A 19486-nucleotide genomic window follows, 5' to 3' on the forward strand; every position below is an offset into this window, starting at 1 on the left:
TAAAACACATTGACAAGATAAAAAATTCCATTTTTCCTCACTTTTACGAAATAAGGGCCTGATCTTCACAAACCGGCTTTTTCGGAGTAAAGTAGAACGCGGGAATGATAAACGTAAGGAAGGCTGTTATGAAAAAAACATTAAAATTGCAAACCCGATTAACGATATTCGTCTGTATTGTCGTCCTTATCGCACTTTGTATCACCTTTTTCACGATCAGCGTCCAGACCGCGGACCGCGTGAAAGAAGAAGAACGGACAACCGCGCTGCGCACCGCAAAGCTGGTCGCGGAAACACCGAGTGTCGCGCAGGCATTGCAAACAAGAAAAGGGCTGAAAGAGCTCCGGAATTATACACTGGATGTCCAGCATACGACAGGAACCGAATTTGTCGTGGTGATGGATATGAACAGCATCCGCCTCACCCACCCCGACGCAAATAAAATCGGGAAGAAATTCACCGGCGGAGACGAACAGCCGGCAATGCACGGCCATATCAAAACGAGCACATCAGCGGGCACTCTCGGAAAATCCATGAGAGCCTTCGTACCGATCTATGGAAAAGATAAAAAACAAGTGGGCGTCGTTTCGGTCGGAATTTCGCTTAACAAAATACAGGATGTCGTCAGCCACAGTTTGAGACCGCTTTATTTCATCATCTGCGTAAGTATTTTTGTCGGCGTCATCGGAGCCGTGATTGTCGCCCGCACCGTCAAAAACATTATGTACGGTCTTGAGCCTTATGAAATCGCCACCCTCCTGGAAGAGCGGAGCGCCATGCTCGAATCAACGAAGGAAGGCATCCTGGCGGTTGACGCGCGGGGAAAAATAAAGCTCGCCAATGCGGAAGCGAAACGGCTTTTTATTAAAATGGGTATTCCGACTAATCCGGTCGATCAAGATGTGAACGATATTCTCCCGAAAAGCCGGCTGAAACAGGTGATTGAAACGAAAAAACCGCTTCAGGACAGGGATATCCGCATTAACGGACTTGAGCTGGTCTTTAATGAAGTTCCGATTCATCTGAAAGGACAAACCGTCGGAGCGATCGCCACGTTCAGGGACAAAACGGAGGTCAAACATTTAGCAGAACAGCTGTCCGGTGTTAAAATGTATGCAAACGCATTAAGAGCCCAGTCTCATGAATTCATGAATAAGCTTCATGTCATTTTAGGGCTTGTCCAGTTAAAAGAATACGATGATCTCGGCACTTACATTAAAGACATTGCCATTCAGCAGAAGACGGAAACAAGCGAGATTATAAGTGATGTCAAAAGTCCGGTTCTCGCAGGGTTTCTTCTGGGAAAACAAAGCTACATACGCGAGCAGGGCGCTGATCTGGACATTCAGCTCGGCAGCCTGATTCCGAATGCGGCGGATCCGGCCGTCATCCATGAGCTCATTACGATTATCGGAAACCTGTTAAACAACGCGCTCGACGCAGTGGCGCAGATGCCGAAAAAAACATTACGTGCTCGATGCGGTTTCAGGATCGCCAGCTTGATATAGAGATTACGGATACGGGAGCCGGAATGTCTGCGGCAGACCAAGCCCGTATTTTTGAACAAGGTTATTCCACGAAAGGGACAAACCGGGGGTTCGGCCTCTATTTCACCCAGCAGGCAACAGAAAATTTAAAAGGCCATATGATTGTGACAAGTGAAAAGAATGAAGGAACGACTTTCAGTCTTCGCATTCCGTATGAACCGAAGGAGGAAAATGATGATTAATGTACTCATAGTTGAAGACGACCCCATGGTGGGTGAATTAAATAAACGCTATCTCAGCCAGATTGAAGGATTTCAGCTGAAAGGGATCGCATCATCCTTTCAAAGCGCGCTGCACGTGCTGAGCGAGCATCATATCGATCTCATCCTTCTTGACATTTACATGCCGGGAAAAAACGGGCTTGAGCTTTTAACGGAAATCCGCAAGCAGAATGAATCGGTTGATGTCATCGTCATTTCGGCCGCAAGCGAGCTGGACGTCATTAAAAAAACGCTTCGGTACGGCGCCGTCGATTATTTAATCAAACCATTTGAATTTGACCGCTTTCAAACCGCTCTTTCCGACTACAGACGCAAGCAGAAAGTTTATCAATCACACAGAAGCATGACACAGAAAGAATTGGATGCCGAGCTTTTTCAAAAGAAAGAAGCGGCGGAAAAGGTTCACCTTCCGAAGGGATTGACAAAGAGCACGCTTAAACTCATCTGGGCGAGCATTGAGTCTTTCGGCGACGGCTCTTTTACCACGGAAGATCTCGCCAAGCATACTGAAATCTCGCAAGTCTCCATCCGGAAATACCTTAAATTTCTGGAAGACATACAAGTGCTGAATGTAGAGATGGCGTACGGCACGATCGGCAGACCCGTCTTTCAATATCATATCAACACCGGCAATGTCAGCAGCATCAAACAATATTTATAATGTCAAAAAGCGCCGTTTCGCTGTGAACGGTGCTTTTTTACTGTCATATCCCGTGACAAAAGGCTTGAGATTCCTTTTTGATATGCTATATAAGGATAATGACCCGGCTGATCCTCCTCTGTTTTAACCAGATGAGGAAGCCGATTCATAAAATTGATATTTTTTAAAAAATAAGCAAATTTCTATTTATTTATGGCGGGTAAAATGATAAATTATGATTGGTTAGCAGATCTTTTCAGATAAGTCATAAGTCCCGAACCCGGAAGAGACAGCCGCTCAAGGCGGGAAAAAAAGAGACGTCTCATCATTATTATCAGAAAGTTTTTTCGATTCTGCATCCGGCACGGGGACTCAAGTCTGAATTGAACGGCACAGCCATATTTTACAGGGGGGTTATATCTTTGAAAAAACGCAAAATCGGAATGGCGATGGCGCTCATCGCAGCGGCCGGAACCATATTAAGCGCATGCGGTTCAAGTGACAAAGCAAACGGCTCCGGCAGCAAAAACTTTACCGTCGGCATGGTAACGGATATCGGCGGTGTTGATGACAAATCATTTAACCAGTCCGCCTGGGAAGGCATCCAGGCATTCGGAAAAGACAACGGGCTTACAAAAGGCAAAAGCGGTTTTGACTATCTTCAATCAAAATCAGATGCAGATTATACAACGAACTTAAATAAATTAGCGCGGGAACACTTTGACCTGATTTACGGCGTCGGGTATCTGATGCAGGATTCCATCAGCGAAATCGCCGATCAGCGCAAAGACACAAATTTTGCGATCATTGATGCCGTTGTCAAAAAAGACAACGTGGCGAGCCTTACATTTAAAGAGCAGGAAGGCTCATTCCTCGTGGGAGCGGCCGCTGCGCTATCGAGCAAAACGGGAAAAGTCGGATTCGTGGGCGGAATGGAGTCTGAATTGATCAAAAAATTCGAAATCGGCTTCCGCGCGGGTGTACAAGCCGCAAATCCGAAAGCGACCGTCGAAGTGAAATATGCGGGCGGGTTTGACAAAGCCGATGTCGGCAAGGCGACGGCTGAAAGCATGTACAAATCAGGCGTTGACGTCATTTATCACGCGGCCGGCGCAACGGGAACGGGCGTCTTCACAGAAGCGAAAAATCTGAAAAAAGAAGATCCGAAGCGGAACGTATGGGTTATCGGTGTTGATAAAGACCAGTACGCGGAAGGCCAAGTCAAAGGCACAAAAGACAATGTCACTCTCACATCAATGGTCAAAAAAGTGGATACTGCCGTGGAGGACTTAACGAAAAAAGCGAGTGACGGTAAATTCCCGGGCGGCAAAACATTAACATACGGTTTGGCGCAAGATGCAGTCGGTATCTCGGATCATAAGGAGAACCTTTCTGACGATGTCATCAAAGCAACAGACGATTGGAAGAAGAAAATCGCGGACGGACTCGAGATCCCTTCAACTGAAAAAGAATTGAAATCCTTCAAGGCTGAGTAAGAACCAGGGGATAAGGAGACTTCCGTGCTTATCCCCTCTCTTTTTTGAAAAGAGCGGTGAAGGAAAAGCTGCATCTCTTGCAGCTTTTCTTTTGCCAAGCTCTTTCTCATCAAAGTATCTCTGAAAAGGAGCGACAAATCGGTGGATTATATCATTGAAATGCTTAATATACGCAAGGAATTTCCCGGAATCGTCGCCAATGATGACGTCACGCTTCAAGTGAAAAAAGGCGAAATACACGCCCTTCTCGGTGAAAACGGCGCCGGAAAATCGACACTCATGAACGTTTTATTCGGCCTGTATCAGCCGGAAAAAGGCGAGATCCGGGTGCGTGGCGAACGCGTTCATATCAACAGCCCGAACAAAGCCAACGATCTCGGCATCGGGATGGTACACCAGCATTTTATGCTTGTGGATACCTTTACCGTCTCAGAAAATATCATTCTCGGAAAAGAACCGAAAACTTTCGGCCGAATTGACAGACAGCGCGCCGACCGGGACGTGCGCGATATTTCCGACCGTTACGGCCTGCACATTGATCCTGAAGCCAAAGTTGCCGATATCTCCGTCGGTATGCAGCAGCGGGCGGAAATATTAAAGACCCTCTACCGGGGCGCCGACATTCTCATTTTTGACGAGCCGACCGCGGTGCTGACTCCGCACGAAATTCAAGAACTGATTCAGATTATGAAAAATCTTGTCAATGAAGGAAAATCAATTATCCTCATCACCCACAAATTAAAAGAGATTATGGAAGTCTGCGACCGTGTCACCATCATCCGGAAAGGAAAAGGCATTACAACACTTGATGTCGCACATACGGATCAAGATGAACTGGCAAACCTTATGGTCGGACGCGAAGTGTCATTCAAGACGAATAAACAGCCGGCCGAACCAAAACAGGAAGTGCTTTCGCTTTCTGATGTAACGGTGAAAGACGCGCGCGGCGTTGAGGCGGTCAAACAGCTCTCCCTCTCTGTCAGAGCCGGTGAAATCGTCGGCATTGCGGGCGTTGACGGAAACGGCCAGTCTGAATTAATTGAAGCCATTACAGGTCTCAGAAAAACAAATGCCGGCACGATCATGTTAAACGGCAAACAGCTCCAAAACATGCCGCCCAGGAAAGTCACTGAAGCCGGCATCGGGCATATTCCGCAGGACAGGCATAAACACGGGCTCGTCCTTGATTTTCCGATCGGAGAAAATATCGTACTGCAAAGTTATTACCAAAAGCCTTACTCTTCTTTCGGCATATTAAATAAACACACGATTTATGACAAAGCGCGAAGCCTGATTGAAGAATACGATGTCAGAACACCTGATGAATATACGCCTGCGCGCGCTCTCTCCGGGGGGAATCAGCAAAAGGCCATTATCGGCCGGGAAGTGGACAGAAATCCGGATCTTTTAATTGCGGCCCAGCCGACGCGGGGACTCGATGTCGGCGCGATTGAATTCGTCCATAAAAAGCTCATTGAGCAGCGTGATGCCGGTAAAGCGGTGCTTCTGTTATCTTTTGAACTTGACGAAATAATGAATCTCAGCGATCGCATCGCCGTCATCTTTGAAGGCAGCATCATCGCAAACGTCAATCCGCTTGAAACAAACGAGCAGGAGCTCGGGCTTTTAATGGCGGGTAGTAAGCAAATGGAGGCGGGGAAAACACATGATTAATCGACTTTCTCATCTGGCTGTGCCGCTGATTGCGATCATCCTTGGATTAGCTGCGGGTGCGGTCATCATGCTCGCCAGCGGCTACAATGTCGTAAGCGGGTATTCGGCTCTTTGGAGCGGCATTTTCGGTGAAGTGTATTACATCGGGGAATCGATCCGGCAGATTACGCCATATATTTTGTCCGGATTGGCCGTGGCATTCGCATTTCGGACCGGCCTTTTTAATATCGGGGTTGAAGGACAGCTCCTTGTCGGCTGGACCGCCGCGGTGTGGGTCGGCGCTTCCTTTGACGCCCCCGCTTACATCCACCTTCCGCTTTCGTTATTGGCGGCTGCGGCTGCGGGCGGCATTTGGGGCCTGATTCCCGGATTTTTAAAAGCCCGTTTTTTGTCCACGAAGTGATTGTCACGATCATGATGAATTATATCGCTCTTCATTTAACCAATTATCTCATTTCCGATGTCATGACGGACCACCGGGACAAAACAGACAAAATTCATGAAAGCGCGTCGCTCCGCTCGCCGTTTTTAGAGCAGCTGACAGATTACTCCCGCCTTCATTGGGGCATTCTGATCGCTCTGTTTGCGGCAGTCCTCATGTGGTTTATCATTCATAAAACAAAAAGCGGATTTGAATTCCGGGCTGTCGGCTTTAACCAGCACGCCGCACAATACGCCGGTATGAGCGTCAGAAAAAATATGATGTACGCCATGATGATTTCCGGCGCCTTCGCAGGGCTTGCCGGCGCGATGGAAGGACTCGGAACCTTTCAATATGCGGCGGTTAAGGGCGCCTTTACCGGCGTCGGCTTCGACGGCATTGCGGTTGCGCTTCTCGGCGGCAGCACGGCAATCGGCGTTGTTCTGGCGGCATGTCTTCTCGGCGGCCTTAAAGTCGGGGCATTAAATATGCCGATTGAATCCGGGGTGCCTTCTGAAGTCGTTGACATCGTTATCGCCATTATTATTTTGTTTGTGGCATCAAGCTACGCCATCCGTCTCATCCTTGATAAATTGAAGAAAAAGGGGGCGAAGTAAGTGGACTTCCTGCAGATTTTATCCATTATTGTCCCGGCAACTCTCGTATATGCGGCTCCGCTTATTTTAACCGCTCTCGGCGGCGTGTTTTCTGAAAGATCGGGGGTTGTCAACATCGGTCTTGAAGGACTGATGATCATCGGCGCCTTTACAAGCGTCATGTTCAACTTATTTTTCGGACGCGAGCTTGGCGCCGCCGCTCCGTGGCTCGCCTTGGCTGCGGCTATGATTGCCGGCGGACTGTTCTCACTGATCCACGCGGCTGCCGCGGTTTCTTTCCGCGCCGATCAGACGGTAACCGGTGTGGCGATCAATATGCTCGCGTTAGGAGCAACACTGTTTATCGTCAAGCTGATCTACGGAAAAGCGCAGACTGATAAAATCCCGGAGCCCTTTTACAAAACGAACATTCCCGGGTTAAGCGATATTCCGGTTTTAGGAAAGATTTTCTTTTCTGACGTATATTATACGTCGATTTTAGCCATCGTACTGGCCTTTGTTTCCTGGTTTATTTTATTCAAAACGCCGTTCGGCCTCCGCATCCGTTCTGTCGGGGAACATCCGATGGCGGCCGATACGATGGGAATCAACGTGTTCGGCATGCGCTATATCGGCGTCATGATCAGCGGACTGTTCGGCGGGCTCGGCGGCGGTGTGTATGCTTCCACGATCGCGCTTGATTTCACGCACTCCACCATTTCCGGGCAAGGCTTTATCGCTCTCGCCGCGCTTGTTTTCGGCAAATGGCATCCGATCGGCGCGCTCGGGGCTGCGCTGTTCTTCGGGTTTGCGCAGAGTTTGAGCATTATCGGCTCGCTTTTGCCCCTGTTCAAAGACATTCCGAATGTATACATGCTGATGGCTCCTTACATTCTGACCATTCTCGCGCTTGCCGGCTTCATCGGCCGAGCGGATGCGCCTAAAGCCAACGGCATCCCTTATATTAAAGGAAAACGCTGATTGCCACACAAAAAGAGTTCCGCACCCTGGTGCCGGAACTCTTTTCATCTATATACGATTCTGATATACTCACGCGGCTGAAACGGCGTTTGCATTGATTCAGCCGCACTCAGCTTGTCTTCAGCGTATTCCGCACCGAGAAAAAACGCTCCCAATCATCTGCCTCCGTCTGCTGCCGCGTTTTGCAGAAATCATCCGCTATGAATGTTCCTGCAATAATAGAACAAAATATTCCAATACAGGCCGCCGCCTTTCTCTTCATCTGACCAGCTCCTTTTGTAAAGCTTGATCTGAAAAAGAAATGTATATACAAAGATCCGGATATTTGATAAATTTATTTTGGGTTCAAAAGACCACAAAAACACAAAGAGGAATACATTATGCCGTAGCAGGGTAAAAAAAGTGCGATATAATTTGTACTGGGTCCTATGACCGTGAATTGATTGATTGATTGATTGATTCATTCTTACATAAAGCAGTTGCTTGATAAAAACAAGCAAAGGAGGTCTTCTGTTGCAGCTGTTACATTTCGCGATTTTGGCGCCTTTTTTATTTGCATTTATCGTTCCCTTTCTTTATAAACGGGTAAAACAAGTCCATACAGGCTGGTTTGTGCTGATAGTGCCCGTTGTGCTGTTTGTTTACTTTATCAGCAAGCTCCCTGTCACAATGGCTGGGGAAACCGTCCGGTATGCGGCCGAATGGATTCCGTCCCTCGGTATTAACTATACCGTTTATATTGACGGACTCGGGCTGTTATTCGCTTTATTGATTACGGGCATCGGCTCTTTGGTGACGCTTTACAGTATTTTTTACTTATCGAAGGACAAAGAAAAGCTCGGCCCCTTTTATGTGTACCTGCTGATGTTTATGGGCGCGATGCTCGGCGTTGTGCTCGTCGATAACGTCATCGTGCTTTATATGTTCTGGGAGCTGACAAGCCTGTCATCCTTCTTATTAATCGGGTATTGGCATAAGCGGAAGAAATCACGCTACGGGGCGGAAAAATCACTGCTGATTACCGTCGGCGGCGGGCTGTGCATGCTCGGCGGCTTTATCCTGCTGTATCTGATGACGGATTCTTTCAGTATCAGGGAAATGGTCAACCAGGTGCATATTATCGCAGGCCATCCGTTCTTTATTCCGGCGATGGTTCTCCTGTTATTGGGGGCCTTTACGAAATCAGCGCAGTTTCCGTTTTACATCTGGCTGCCTGATGCCATGGAGGCGCCGACTCCTGTCAGCGCCTATCTGCACTCGGCTACAATGGTGAAAGCGGGTATTTATCTGATTGCCAGATTCAGTCCGGTTTTTGCTTTTTCACCCGTCTGGTTTTGGACGGTTGCCTCAGTCGGTCTGATCACGATGGTATGGGCTTCCTTTAATGCGATTAAACAAACCGATTTAAAAGCGATTCTGGCATTTTCCACAGTCAGCCAGCTCGGTATGATTGTATCAATGCTCGGCGCAGGAGCCGCCGCGCTTCATTATCAGCATTCAGAGTATTTTACGGCGGCTGTCACCGCGGCTGTGTTTCACTTAATTAACCATGCTACTTTTAAAGGAAGTTTATTCATGGCGGTCGGCATTATCGACCATGAAACGGGAACGCGGGATATCCGCAGGCTCGGCGGCCTGATGGCGCTTATGCCGGTAACGTTTACCGTTTCACTGATCGGAACGTTTTCCATGGCCGGCCTCCCTCCGTTTAACGGCTTTTTAAGTAAAGAAATGTTCTTTACAAGTATGCTGCGGATTGCTCATGCAGATATTTTCAGCCTGGATACGTGGGGCGTGCTATTCCCCGTTCTCGCATGGATCGGGAGCGTCTTCACTTTCATCTACAGCATGAAGCTGTTTTTCAGAACGTTCAGCGGCGCGCGCAAATCTGCTCAGCTTGAAAAGACGCCGCATGAAGCTCCGCTCGGCATGCTGATTTCGCCGGTGATTCTTGCCGCTTGCGCCGTCAGTCTGTTTTTTGCCCCGAACGTTTTGTCTTACAGCCTGATTGAACCGGCGATGAACTCCATTTATCCGGCTCTGTTAACCGGCGGAGATACATTCCATGTCCATATTTCCCAGTGGCACGGGGTGACGGCTGAGGTAATGATGACCCTCGGCATCATCATTGTCGGCACGATCGGTTACGTAACGCTGTCTAAATGGGAGCGTCTGTACGGTCTGTTTCCGAAAAAACTGACGCTGAACAAGCTTTACGATGCGGTGACGGGCAGTATGGAAAAAAGATCTTACCAGCTGACGTCATCTTATATGACCGGATTTTTGCGGGATTATCTGCTGTATATTTTTGCGGCGTTTATCATTCTCATCGGAGCGGCGTTCGTCATGAAAGGCGGCTTTTCCATGACAGCGAAAGGAATGGCTGAGATCGGCCTGTATGAAATCGTGCTGTCCCTCGTTATGGTGAGCGCAACGATTGCGACTGTGTTCGCCAAATCGCGGCTGACGGCCATTATCTCACTCGGTGTTGTCGGGTACACACTCGCGTTGTTTTTTGTGATTTTCAGAGCGCCCGATCTGGCGCTCACGCAGCTCGTCATTGAGACGATATCCGTCGCCTTGTTTCTTCTTTGTTTTTACCATCTGCCGAAAATGCGGCGGAAAAAGAAGACAAGAACATTCCGGATGACGAATTTTATCATTTCTCTCGGTGTCGGCCTCATCGTGACAATGCTCGGAATCGCGTCTTCCAGCGAAAAAACAAAAGACAGCATCTCCTCCTTTTTCACCGCTTACAGCCATAAGCTCGGGGGAGGAAACAATATCGTCAATGTCATCCTCGTTGATTTCAGGGGATTTGACACGATGTTTGAAATCACGGTGCTGTCGATTGCCGCACTCGGGATTTACGGCATGATCAGAACAAAAGTAAAAGAGGAGGGAGAAGAGCGTTGAGACAGCAAAAAACAAACGACATCATCCTTCAGACGGCAACGAAGCTTGTATCTTTTATCATTCTGCTTTTCTCTTTCTATTTATTTTTATCGGGGCATAACGCTCCCGGCGGAGGATTTGTCGGCGGACTGATTACGTCTTCGGCCATCGTGCTGCTGCTTTTGGCCTTTGATTTAAAAACCGTCAAATCGATTTTGCCCGTCAATTTTATTTATGTGGCGGGCGCGGGTCTGCTTATCGCGATTGCAACGGGTGCAGGTTCATTCTTATTCGGAGCGCCCTTTCTCACCCATACATTCGGCCATTTTCATCTCCCGGTGCTCGGGAATACGGAGCTTGCGACGGCCACTTTGTTTGATTTAGGTGTGTATCTCGTTGTTGTCGGCATGACGATGACCATTATTCAAACGATTGGAGAGGAAGAATAGTGGAAATCTTAATGTCTGTCATTGCCGGTATTTTGTTTATGGCGGCAACCTACCTGCTGCTTTCTAAAAGTCTGCTGCGCGTGATTATCGGCACCGCGCTTTTGAGCCACGGCGTCCATTTGCTGCTCCTGACCATGGGCGGACTGAAAAAAGGCGCTCCTCCCATACTGGGCGGAAAAAGCACATCGTTTGTCGATCCGCTGCCGCAGGCACTCATACTGACGGCGATCGTTATTTCGTTCGGCGTCACGTCCTTCCTGCTTGTGATGGCGTTTCGCGCCTATCAGGAACTGAAAACGGATGATATGGATCGAATGAGGGGAAATGATCAACATGAATAACTTTGTGATATTGCCTATTCTGGTGCCGCTGCTTGCCGCAGTGCTGCTGATTTTTATGAACAGGCACGTGATGCTGATGCGGATATTCAGCACTGCCGCTTCCTGTGTCTCCATCGTCATCAGCGCCGCTCTCGTTCAGACGGTTTTCACACACGGGATTCAGACGCTGACACTCGGCGGCTGGAAAGCGCCGTACGGCATTGTGCTCGCCGCGGATCAGCTTGCCGCACTGCTTGTTTTGACAACTGCCATAATCGGGCTGCTCGTCACCCTGTACTCCTTCCGCTCCATCGGAGAAAAAAGGGAGCGCGCTTTCTATTATTCAGGGGTGCAGTTTCTTCTGGCCGGCGTAAGCGGAGCGTTTTTGACGGGTGACCTGTTCAACATGTACGTCTTTTTTGAGCTTCTGCTTATCGCGTCCTACATGCTGATCGTGCTTGGCGGAACGAAAATTCAATTAAGAGAATCATTGAAGTACATCGTGTTTAACATTGTGTCATCCGCGTTTTTTGTCATCGGCGTCGGTTACTTATATGCGGTGACGGGCACGCTGAATATGGCTGATCTAAGCGTAAAAATAAGCGAATCGGGCCAGACCGGGCTGATAACCGTGATCGGCGTCCTTCTTCTCGTCGTTTTCGGTTTAAAGGGCGGGATATTCCCGCTGTATTTCTGGATGCCGGGCTCTTATTACGCCCCGCCGGCTGCAATTTCGGCTTTATTCGGGTCTCTTTTAACGAAAGTCGGCCTGTATGCCATTTTAAGAGTATTCACCCTGATCTTTATTCACGATACGGGCTTTACCCACCAATTGATGATGTGGCTTGCGATGCTGACGGTGCTATTCGGCGTAATCGGATCTATCGCCTTTTCGGATGTCATGAAAATCGTCATCTACAATATTATTACAGCCGTCGGCGTGATTTTGTTCGGCATTGCCATGAACACGCCGGCCTCCATTCAAGGAGCGGTTTATTACTTGATTCACGATATGCTGATTAAAGGAGCGCTGTTTATGCTTGCCGGCTCGCTTATCGCATTGACAGGCACTGCCAGCCTGCATAAAATGGGCGGACTGATCAACCGTTATCCCGTTTTAGGATGGATGTTCTTTATTTCAGCCATATCTTTGGCCGGCATCCCGCCGTTCAGCGGATTTGTGGGCAAGCTGAAGATCGCGGAAGGCGGGTTCGATAAGGGGGAAACATTGTTTTCCGTATTGATTCTCTTATCAAGCCTGCTTGTGCTCTATTCCGTGCTGAAGGTTTTTACGACGGCTTTTTGGGGGGAAGAAAAAGAAATCCCCGGCGCAGGCGGACGGTCCGCAAAAGGACTTCTTTATCCGGCAGCCGCTTTTCTCCTTTTGTCGCTTCTGTTCGGGCTCGGAACCGAATGGGTTTCTCCGTATGTCAATCAGACGGCTGAGAATCTGCTGAATCCGGAAAAATACATTGAAGCTGTTTTGGAGGAGTAGATGGCATGGCTTTTCAACTATTATTAAATGTTCTTCTCGCTGTTTGCTGGATGTTTCTCACAAACAGCCTCAGCACGGCGGGTTTTATAACCGGATTTATCGCGGGCTTGGCGGCGCTGTTTTTTTCCGGCGCTTCTTCTCGCGGCCGTTTTACATTTGGAAAATATGGTCAGTCATCAGACTGGCGATGATCTTTATAAAGGAATTATATTTGGCCAATGTCAGCGTGCTGAAAACCGTTATATCGCCGAAACTGAACATCCGCCCGGGCATTTTCGCGTTTAAGACGGAATTGACGGAGGATTGGGAGATCACACTGCTCTCGCTGTTAATTACTTTAACACCGGGTACGCTCGTGATGGATATCTCCGATGACCGGTCGATTCTTTATATACACGCCATGGACATTGAAGATGCGGAGAAAGCGATCCATGACATCCGCGTCTCTTTTGAGAAAGCCATTCAGGAGGTGAGCCGCTGATGTTTACGTTTATTCTGCAATTATCACTCGGCATTATGGCGGTTTCGACTCTTCTGTACGTCATTCGCGTCATGAAAGGGCCAACGATACCGGACCGGGTCGTCGCGCTTGATGGGATCGGCATTAATCTGATTGCCATGACCGCACTTGTATCCATTCTCTTAAACACATCGGCCTTTTTGGACATCATTCTGCTGCTTGGCATTTTATCGTTTATCGGCACGATTGCCTTTGCTAAGTTTTTGGAGAAAGGAGAGATTATCGAAAATGATCGAAATCGTTAAATGGGCCGTCGCCGTTTGTATTCTGATGGGATCGCTGATCTGCCTGGTCGCGTCTTTCGGCACACTCAGGCTTCCTGATGTGTATACGCGCGCCCACGCCTCTTCAAAAGGCTCGACACTCGGCGTTAATTTGGTATTGCTCGGGGTGTTAGGCTACTTGTGGATGCTGACCGGAGAAATTTCTGTAAAAATACTGCTCGGCATCATTTTTATCCTGCTGACGGCGCCGGTCGGAGCGCACCTCATATGCAGGGCCGCGTACAATTCGGGAGCGGCGCTTGATAAACGAAGCGTTCAGGATGATTACAAAGGGATCAGAAACTTTGTGATCAAACGAAAAGAAGATTCATATTTGTAAAAACAAACAGCCGGACGATTCAGGGTTCCGGCTGTTTGTTTATTTTGTTATAACAGCCAGCGTGCAGCGGGAAACACAGATCAGCCTTTCTCGTTCATCGAAAATGTTAATCCCGTACACAATGGTTGCCCTGCCTGTGTGAACGGGTTCCGCTATCGCCGTGACCGTTCCGCCCTCTTTCACGGACTTTAAATGATTGGCATTAATCTCAAGCCCGACACACGCCTGTTTCGACCGGTCGATAAAATGCTGGGCCCCGACACTTGCAACAGTCTCCGCCAGCGCTGCTGACGCGCCCCCATGCAGATATCCGAAAGGCTGCACCGTCCTCTTATCCACCGGCATCACCGCCACGCATCTCTCCGGCGTGTTTTCAGTGATTTCAATACCGAGTGCGCCGAGCAATGTATTGTTCAGATTCATAGGTCATTCTCCCTTCAAGATTTATAGTACGTTATCTGACTTGGCGATCAGCACCGCTTCAGTACGGGAGCCGACATTCAGCTTATTAAAAATGGATGTCAGGCTGTATTCAATCGACCGCTTGCTTAAGTGAAGCGCATCTGCGATTTCCTGATTGGTCAAACCTTTTTCGACCTCTTGGAGAATATGGCGCTCTCTCGGAGTTAACCGATCCTGCTCACTTTGAGGGGAAGAAGACGTTTTTGTTTTTGCTGGGTCATCAGCTGTTTGAAATAGGAGAAATCAACTAAAATCTGTCCGTTGAGCACGTGATATATGTATTGCATGATTTTCTCTTTAGATTCGGTTTTGCTGATGGCGCCATGCAGGCCCGCGCGGATGGATTCTTCAAAATAATCTTCAACCTCATAGCCTGTGTAGACAATGATTTTGCAGAGAGGATTCTCTTTTAAGATTTTCTTGGAAAGCTCTATGCCGCTGATGTCATCACCCAGATTTAAATCCATTAATATGAGATCGTAAGCTGAAAAATCATGCCGGAGAACGAATTGTTCACTGGCATCAGGACTAAGGCAATCGACAGAAAGATTCGTGTCCGTTTCCAGAATCGTCTTGGTGCCCTCCATGACAGCCGGATGATCATCAATCACTAGTATCTTTTTCATGGTTTCCTCCCTTTTACTCACTCATTTCCATTTTATTAAAAAGACTTGGCTTCTGCCAAGTCGATTTGGTGATAAATTGGTTACAATTCCATTTCAATATCCGCTTTAAAACCGTTTCCTTCACTTGTGTCGATTTTCATCCGTCCGTCAAGTGCACGGACGCGTTCCTTAATACCCGAAAGACCCATGCTCATCGACTGTCCGCCGCCTTCTTCCTGATTGCAGCCGACACCGTCGTCTTCATAATGGAGAATCACTTTATTTTGAATGCTGATCAGCATAATCAGCACCTCATTCGCCTGTGAATGCTTCATGGCGTTCGAAAGAAATTCCTGAATAATGCGGTACAAATTCAGCTGGGTATCCAAATCCAGCGCCGCCGTAAACCGGCCCGTATTCAGACGGATATGAAACGGCGCACGCTCCTGCTGCTGCGCGGCAAGCTTGGATACCGCCTTGACCAGACCCAAATCATACAGCAGCTGAGGCCGAAGCTCATGGCACGTCTCCCGGGTCATCAAAATAACATCCGACATCTGCTCATTCATCTGATGAAGCTTGTCCTGCACCTCTAACTGGCAAGGCTCTTCTCTTTTAAAATCAGCCAGAAACAGCTCACATTGACGCTTCAAAGAAATCAAATCCTGCAGCACCGAATCATGCAGATCCCGGGCCAAATCCGATCGCTGCTTTTCCTCGATCGTAAACATCAGCTTTTTGAGCCAGACCGGGTTTGTCTCCTGTTTCTTTAAATCTTCGAGATGATTCATAAGTTCTTCGATTTTAAGCACATTCTCCATCGTAATACTGGTGTAGAATGATAAAGTTTTTAACCAAGAAATCTCATCCCAGGTTAGTTTCGGAGTATTCATAAATGATAAACACAGTACAATGTATGATTTACTGCCCCGTTCCCCTATTTTCATTAAAAACCCTTTATCCACCTGAACTATTTTGCCAATTTCGCTTGTCGTTTCAGCTAATTGATGAGAATACGGCTCCCATAATTTTTTCTCATTATCATTAAAAAAACACCTTATATTTAAGTCTCCTTCTACTTCTAAAACACATACTTTACTAACCATCAAAACTTCAAGTAGAGTAGATTCAAGTTCAGTGAATACTTGTTTTAAGGATGAAGCTCCTTTAATTATTTGAGTAAACTTGAATATGCTATCCTGATAATTATGTTTTTCAGAAAAACGCTTTAAACGGAAACGAAAATCTAAGATCTCTTTTGAATAAAACACAGCCAACATAATAATATATGTCAGCAAAGTTAGTTTAAACGTATAAAACTCTGAGTTTGGATCTTGTACAAGATCATAAATTGTAATAATAAGTAAAGTAGGAGTGACAGCTAAAAGACTATAATATTTCAACCGCCCAATAATAAAATCAATTTCATAGATTTTATTAGTCATAAATTGATAAACTAAAGAAAAAGGAATTAATAAAAGAAAAGGCGCAACTAAAAAGAAGAAACATAATAGTCATTAAAAATGATGTAGGGTGCCACATACAAGAATACAAATGGTGAGAAAGCAAAAATATTAATTAAAAGAAAAGTCTTAAGAATATTTGCTTGCTCTGTTTTTTTGTACTTTATTAAACCTATGGTAATGAAAAATAAAGCTATTAAATAAAGGAGAGATATTGATACTAAATTAACTTTCCCCACTACTCCTCTTTCAAAGCAATGCCTAAAAAACTCTAGTATTATATTAATAACAGGGACTGTATATAAAGCAACAAAAACTTTCCCGTTAAAAATCTTGTATCCAAATTCTTTGATATATTGATAAATAAACAAGAGATAATTTACCGGTACGGATATTAAAGTTATGACATTTACGTATCGGCTTATTATATCTCCTTTTGATGAACCTCCCGCACTTACATATGCTATACCAGTAGTGAGTAAAAAGATGATCAATATAAAAGCTGAAACTGAATCTTGCTCCTTATTAATTTTTAAAACAACTAAGGCATACAAAGAAAAAAATAACAGGTATTAAATAAACAAATAAGTTGTCTTCACTTAATAAACTTAAATTTTTGAGATCAACTATTTCACCAGATCTTTCAACTGTCATAGATCTAACGTTTTTCAATGTATTTTGTTTTAAATCTTTTGGTTCAACGCTCTTATTCTGATTAATTTTTATTACAATGTCACCTTTTTTAACACCAGCATAATAAGCCATTGTGTAATCTGATACTTTGGTAATCTCTATTTGATTCTTGTTATTAACATTTGCGGTGGCTCCTACAAACAAATTATTTACATTTATATAAGTTAAATAGAAAATATAAGACAAGCTGAGTAAAATTAATAAAATGGAATACGTATTTTTAGATAACTTCATATTTACCCCTGTTTCATGACGGTTTCCAATATATCTCGTCTTTTGAACTCATTGAGATTAATTGATCAAATCCAAGCAATACCCCTTTCACCTCTTCTTTATCTAAACCTATAATACTGACTTCTTCTCTTTTCAATTTTTGAACAATTTCGGGATTACGAACTAAATAATTTACTATTTCCTGCATTTTTATCCACCTTCTCATTTTCGCAAATTTTTTTAATTAAATAGTTTTTGTTCTCTAAAGTCAAATTTAAATTTTCGAGTCCATTTTTCACTTTCAAATTATATACATTAATCATAACTGACATATAATGGATAACGCCAGATTCTAAGAGAAGCCGTTTTAACTCTGATTGTTGAAAGTTGTTGTTTAACAATTCTGTGGACACTGTGTTGAATTTTTTCTCTAAGAACTGAATTGCCAAATTTGTCTTTTTGAAAAAGGTTTCCGTATTATTCACATACATTATTTCAAATAAATCATTTTTTAATTGAGCTGCAACCCCTATATAGAAAGCATACTGCTCCACATCTGATTGATAACGTTTAGTTGCAAGTACAGCACCCAGCATACTTGCTAAAGCTGTCAAAGCCCCTGACTTTTTCTTAATCATTTCAATGCATTGATTTTCAGTTAAAGTATTATCAACCAAATCAATGTGTTGCCCTTCCATAGCTTGAACTGTATATTTTAGAGCTGTCTTGAGTAATAACCCTTCCGGATCTCGAGATGATATAACTTGGAGAGCTATTGTATAAATTAAGGTTGCAATATTTAAAGATACAGCCTGATCCATTTTCATCCATTCTGCATTTGGACGATCCTTATCTTGTATGTCATCAAAAATATCAGCCGCTAAGATAAGCAGTTCAATCCCTGTTCCTAAATCTAGTATATCTTCAAAATCATTCCCTCCAAAAGCTAAATAATGATCTAAAGCTAACTCAGCAAATGGAAAGTTGTTTTTGTATCAGCAAAATTCAAAACATGTTTACTTACTTCTTTATTCACATCATTTTTTTGAGAATATGGTTTATTGTGTCCTTTACATCTTCTGCTTCTAGAGTTAATTTCTTAGCTATATGAATCCCTCACTTTATTTTACTAAACCCTTTTGTTCAAATACAGCATGTTTATTGTTTTTTAATAATCATATAATACTTTATCCATTAATTGTATAACAAATGCACAAAAAAAAGACTTGTTTCCAAGTCTTTTTAAGAAATTTTCATTGCATATGAGAATTTATCGAGCTGATCAATGCTTTTGTTAATGTTTCGTAATGAGTCGGTTGTTTCTCTGATATCATTTTCAAGTCGGAATAATAATTGCTTTACTTCTTCTAATTTGTTTTCCACCGTTTCCACACTCCTTTTTTTGAAAGATCAATGAATTGTGTATGGTGAACGAGTCCTAGGTATTTGATCTGTTACTAATAGTGTAAACGTTTTTGCGGGATTTTTCACCGAAAAGTATGTGTAAAAGTATCTGCGTGACACCGCAAACCATGGTAATCCCATAGTCCCGAACAGGGCATTTAGCGAACAGGACTATATAACTACCATAAAGGCAGACGTTTAGGATAAAGCAGACCAATCTGGCGGTTCTGCTGTTTTTTCAACGGTTTTCCGACAAACCGGCAGGGACTATAGTCCCTGCCGTCGCAATTTCAAAACAGAATGGGCGAACAGCGTCGCATAACCACCGACAAACACCGAAAAGACCGCAACCCCCGCATTGTGGTCTTTTTGCATGTCATAACTCGTTATCACGCCGCCTATACTCATGTATAACGAATGTTTTCTCAGGAAGGAGGCCGCCGTATGCATTATGTGTATCCATGCTGCCCTGTTTTCGCCGCGCCATACCGGCATCCAGCGCCCAGTGCCCCGGTTCACGCAGATATTTTGACAGCGTCCGCAAAAGAAGCTGCGGGCATGCTGGAGGATGCGCGCCTGCTCCTTGCGCGGCTGTCGGCGTCAAAAGAGCTTGCGCGCAGCATCCTCACCGCAGCGCAATCATCTGACACCGCAGCGGTCAAGCGGCTCATTAAGCAGACCGGCATCAAAAATGATTTTGACGTGACGTATAATCCCGACGGCATCCGTGTCAGTCTGATCAGAGAGCAAAGCCGGTTTATCATCGCCCTCAGGTGGTCGGCTTAAAG

General features: G+C 45.5%; 14 protein-coding genes and 7 pseudogenes. 14 read left to right on the forward strand and 7 right to left on the reverse strand.

The features are described 5' to 3' along the window. Nucleotides 1-128: 128 nt before the first annotated feature. The 6 genes and pseudogenes from malK (at nt 129) to nupQ (ending at nt 7576) form a co-directional block, all read left to right on the forward strand. Nucleotides 129-1729 (forward strand): annotated as a pseudogene (gene malK / locus D368_RS08650) (malate sensor histidine kinase MalK). Further along, complete coding sequence (locus D368_RS08655) at nt 1722-2429, forward strand: response regulator (RefSeq protein ID WP_003152077.1); 708 nt, start codon at nt 1722-1724, stop codon at nt 2427-2429. Before malK ends, D368_RS08655 begins: the two are co-directional and overlap by 8 nt. Nucleotides 2430-2830: 401 nt before the next feature. Next, nucleotides 2831-3904, forward strand: coding sequence for a BMP family lipoprotein (locus D368_RS08660; RefSeq protein ID WP_007408665.1), 1074 nt, complete (start codon nt 2831-2833; stop codon nt 3902-3904). 141 nt (nt 3905-4045) lie between these two features. Further along, the gene (locus D368_RS08665) at nt 4046-5578 is read left to right on the forward strand and encodes an ABC transporter ATP-binding protein (RefSeq protein WP_071392236.1); all 1533 of its coding nucleotides are present in this window, start codon (nt 4046-4048) and stop codon (nt 5576-5578) included. Continuing rightward, nucleotides 5571-6616, forward strand: a pseudogene (locus D368_RS08670) (ABC transporter permease). The gene D368_RS08665 and the pseudogene D368_RS08670 overlap by 8 nt, the downstream one beginning before the upstream one ends. Further along, entirely contained in the window at nt 6617-7576 is a 960-nt protein-coding gene (gene nupQ / locus D368_RS08675) for a guanosine ABC transporter permease NupQ (RefSeq protein ID WP_003152071.1), read from the forward strand. Between the two features lie 44 nt (nt 7577-7620). On the opposite strand, the pseudogene D368_RS08680 reads toward nupQ, so the two are convergent. After that, a pseudogene (locus tag D368_RS08680) lies at nt 7621-7838 on the reverse strand (hypothetical protein). Between the two features lie 251 nt (nt 7839-8089). Between D368_RS08680 and D368_RS08685 the strand changes: the two are divergent. From D368_RS08685 to mnhG, 7 genes and pseudogenes are all read left to right on the forward strand, one after another. Continuing rightward, on the forward strand, nt 8090-10492 hold the full coding sequence (locus D368_RS08685) for a Na+/H+ antiporter subunit A (protein WP_071392237.1): 2403 nt from the start codon (nt 8090-8092) through the stop codon (nt 10490-10492). Beyond that, entirely contained in the window at nt 10489-10920 is a 432-nt protein-coding gene (locus D368_RS08690) for a Na(+)/H(+) antiporter subunit B (RefSeq protein WP_128574722.1), read from the forward strand. Before D368_RS08685 ends, D368_RS08690 begins: the two co-directional genes overlap by 4 nt. Then, the gene (locus D368_RS08695; protein ID WP_003152063.1) at nt 10920-11261 is read left to right on the forward strand and encodes a Na(+)/H(+) antiporter subunit C; all 342 of its coding nucleotides are present in this window, start codon (nt 10920-10922) and stop codon (nt 11259-11261) included. Before D368_RS08690 ends, D368_RS08695 begins: the two co-directional genes overlap by 1 nt. Further along, complete coding sequence (locus D368_RS08700; RefSeq protein ID WP_039254060.1) at nt 11254-12735, forward strand: Na+/H+ antiporter subunit D; 1482 nt, start codon at nt 11254-11256, stop codon at nt 12733-12735. Before D368_RS08695 ends, D368_RS08700 begins: the two co-directional genes overlap by 8 nt. Before the next feature lie 5 nt (nt 12736-12740). Next, nucleotides 12741-13216 (forward strand): annotated as a pseudogene (locus tag D368_RS08705) (Na+/H+ antiporter subunit E). Further along, the gene (locus D368_RS08710; RefSeq protein ID WP_003152057.1) at nt 13216-13500 is read left to right on the forward strand and encodes a Na(+)/H(+) antiporter subunit F1; all 285 of its coding nucleotides are present in this window, start codon (nt 13216-13218) and stop codon (nt 13498-13500) included. Before D368_RS08705 ends, D368_RS08710 begins: the two are co-directional and overlap by 1 nt. Continuing rightward, nucleotides 13484-13858 (forward strand): monovalent cation/H(+) antiporter subunit G, encoded by a 375-nt coding sequence (gene mnhG / locus D368_RS08715; protein ID WP_003152056.1) that lies wholly within the window; start codon nt 13484-13486, stop codon nt 13856-13858. The genes D368_RS08710 and mnhG overlap by 17 nt, the downstream gene beginning before the upstream one ends. Nucleotides 13859-13897: 39 nt before the next feature. Here mnhG and D368_RS08720 read toward each other — a convergent pair whose 3' ends face one another. The 6 genes and pseudogenes from D368_RS08720 to degQ all read right to left on the reverse strand — a co-directional run bounded on the left by D368_RS08720 (nt 13898) and on the right by degQ (nt 18677). Further along, on the reverse strand, nt 13898-14281 hold the full coding sequence (locus D368_RS08720) for a hotdog fold thioesterase (protein WP_007613430.1): 384 nt from the start codon (nt 14279-14281) through the stop codon (nt 13898-13900). 21 nt (nt 14282-14302) lie between these two features. Next, a pseudogene (gene comA, locus D368_RS08725) lies at nt 14303-14946 on the reverse strand (two-component system response regulator ComA). 80 nt (nt 14947-15026) lie between these two features. Next, a pseudogene (locus tag D368_RS08730) lies at nt 15027-17315 on the reverse strand (histidine kinase). Between the two features lie 13 nt (nt 17316-17328). After that, nucleotides 17329-17502, reverse strand: coding sequence for a competence pheromone ComX (gene comX, locus D368_RS08735; RefSeq protein ID WP_102422026.1), 174 nt, complete (start codon nt 17500-17502; stop codon nt 17329-17331). Next, nucleotides 17471-18238 (reverse strand): annotated as a pseudogene (locus tag D368_RS08740) (polyprenyl synthetase family protein); the annotation flags it as partial. The gene comX and the pseudogene D368_RS08740, both read right to left, overlap by 32 nt. A gap of 298 nt (nt 18239-18536) precedes the next feature. Continuing rightward, nucleotides 18537-18677, reverse strand: a complete 141-nt coding sequence (degQ, locus tag D368_RS08745; protein WP_003152043.1) for a degradation enzyme regulation protein DegQ — start codon at nt 18675-18677, stop codon at nt 18537-18539. 465 nt (nt 18678-19142) lie between these two features. On the opposite strand from degQ, the gene D368_RS08755 reads away from it, so the two are divergent. After that, nucleotides 19143-19484 carry a YuzC family spore coat inner layer protein gene (locus D368_RS08755; RefSeq protein WP_014305721.1) on the forward strand — a complete coding sequence of 114 codons (342 nt, stop codon included), beginning with the start codon at nt 19143-19145 and terminating at the stop codon, nt 19482-19484. Nucleotides 19485-19486: the final 2 nt, after the last annotated feature.

The sequence above is a fragment of the Paenibacillus lentimorbus NRRL B-30488 genome, assembly GCF_000411595.1.
Classification (GTDB): Bacteria; Bacillota; Bacilli; order Bacillales; family Bacillaceae; genus Bacillus; species Bacillus velezensis.

Coding starts and splice junctions, on each gene's coding strand:
- D368_RS08655 (WP_003152077.1), top strand. CDS start 1,722: ATGATTAATGTACTCATAGTTGAAGACGACCCCATGGTGGGTGAATTA.
- D368_RS08700 (WP_039254060.1), top strand. CDS start 11,254: ATGAATAACTTTGTGATATTGCCTATTCTGGTGCCGCTGCTTGCCGCA.
- D368_RS08710 (WP_003152057.1), top strand. CDS start 13,216: ATGTTTACGTTTATTCTGCAATTATCACTCGGCATTATGGCGGTTTCG.
- mnhG (WP_003152056.1), top strand. CDS start 13,484: ATGATCGAAATCGTTAAATGGGCCGTCGCCGTTTGTATTCTGATGGGA.
- D368_RS08720 (WP_007613430.1), bottom strand. CDS start 14,281: ATGAATCTGAACAATACATTGCTCGGCGCACTCGGTATTGAAATCACT.
- comX (WP_102422026.1), bottom strand. CDS start 17,502: ATGCAGGAAATAGTAAATTATTTAGTTCGTAATCCCGAAATTGTTCAA.
- D368_RS08755 (WP_014305721.1), top strand. CDS start 19,143: ATGCATTATGTGTATCCATGCTGCCCTGTTTTCGCCGCGCCATACCGG.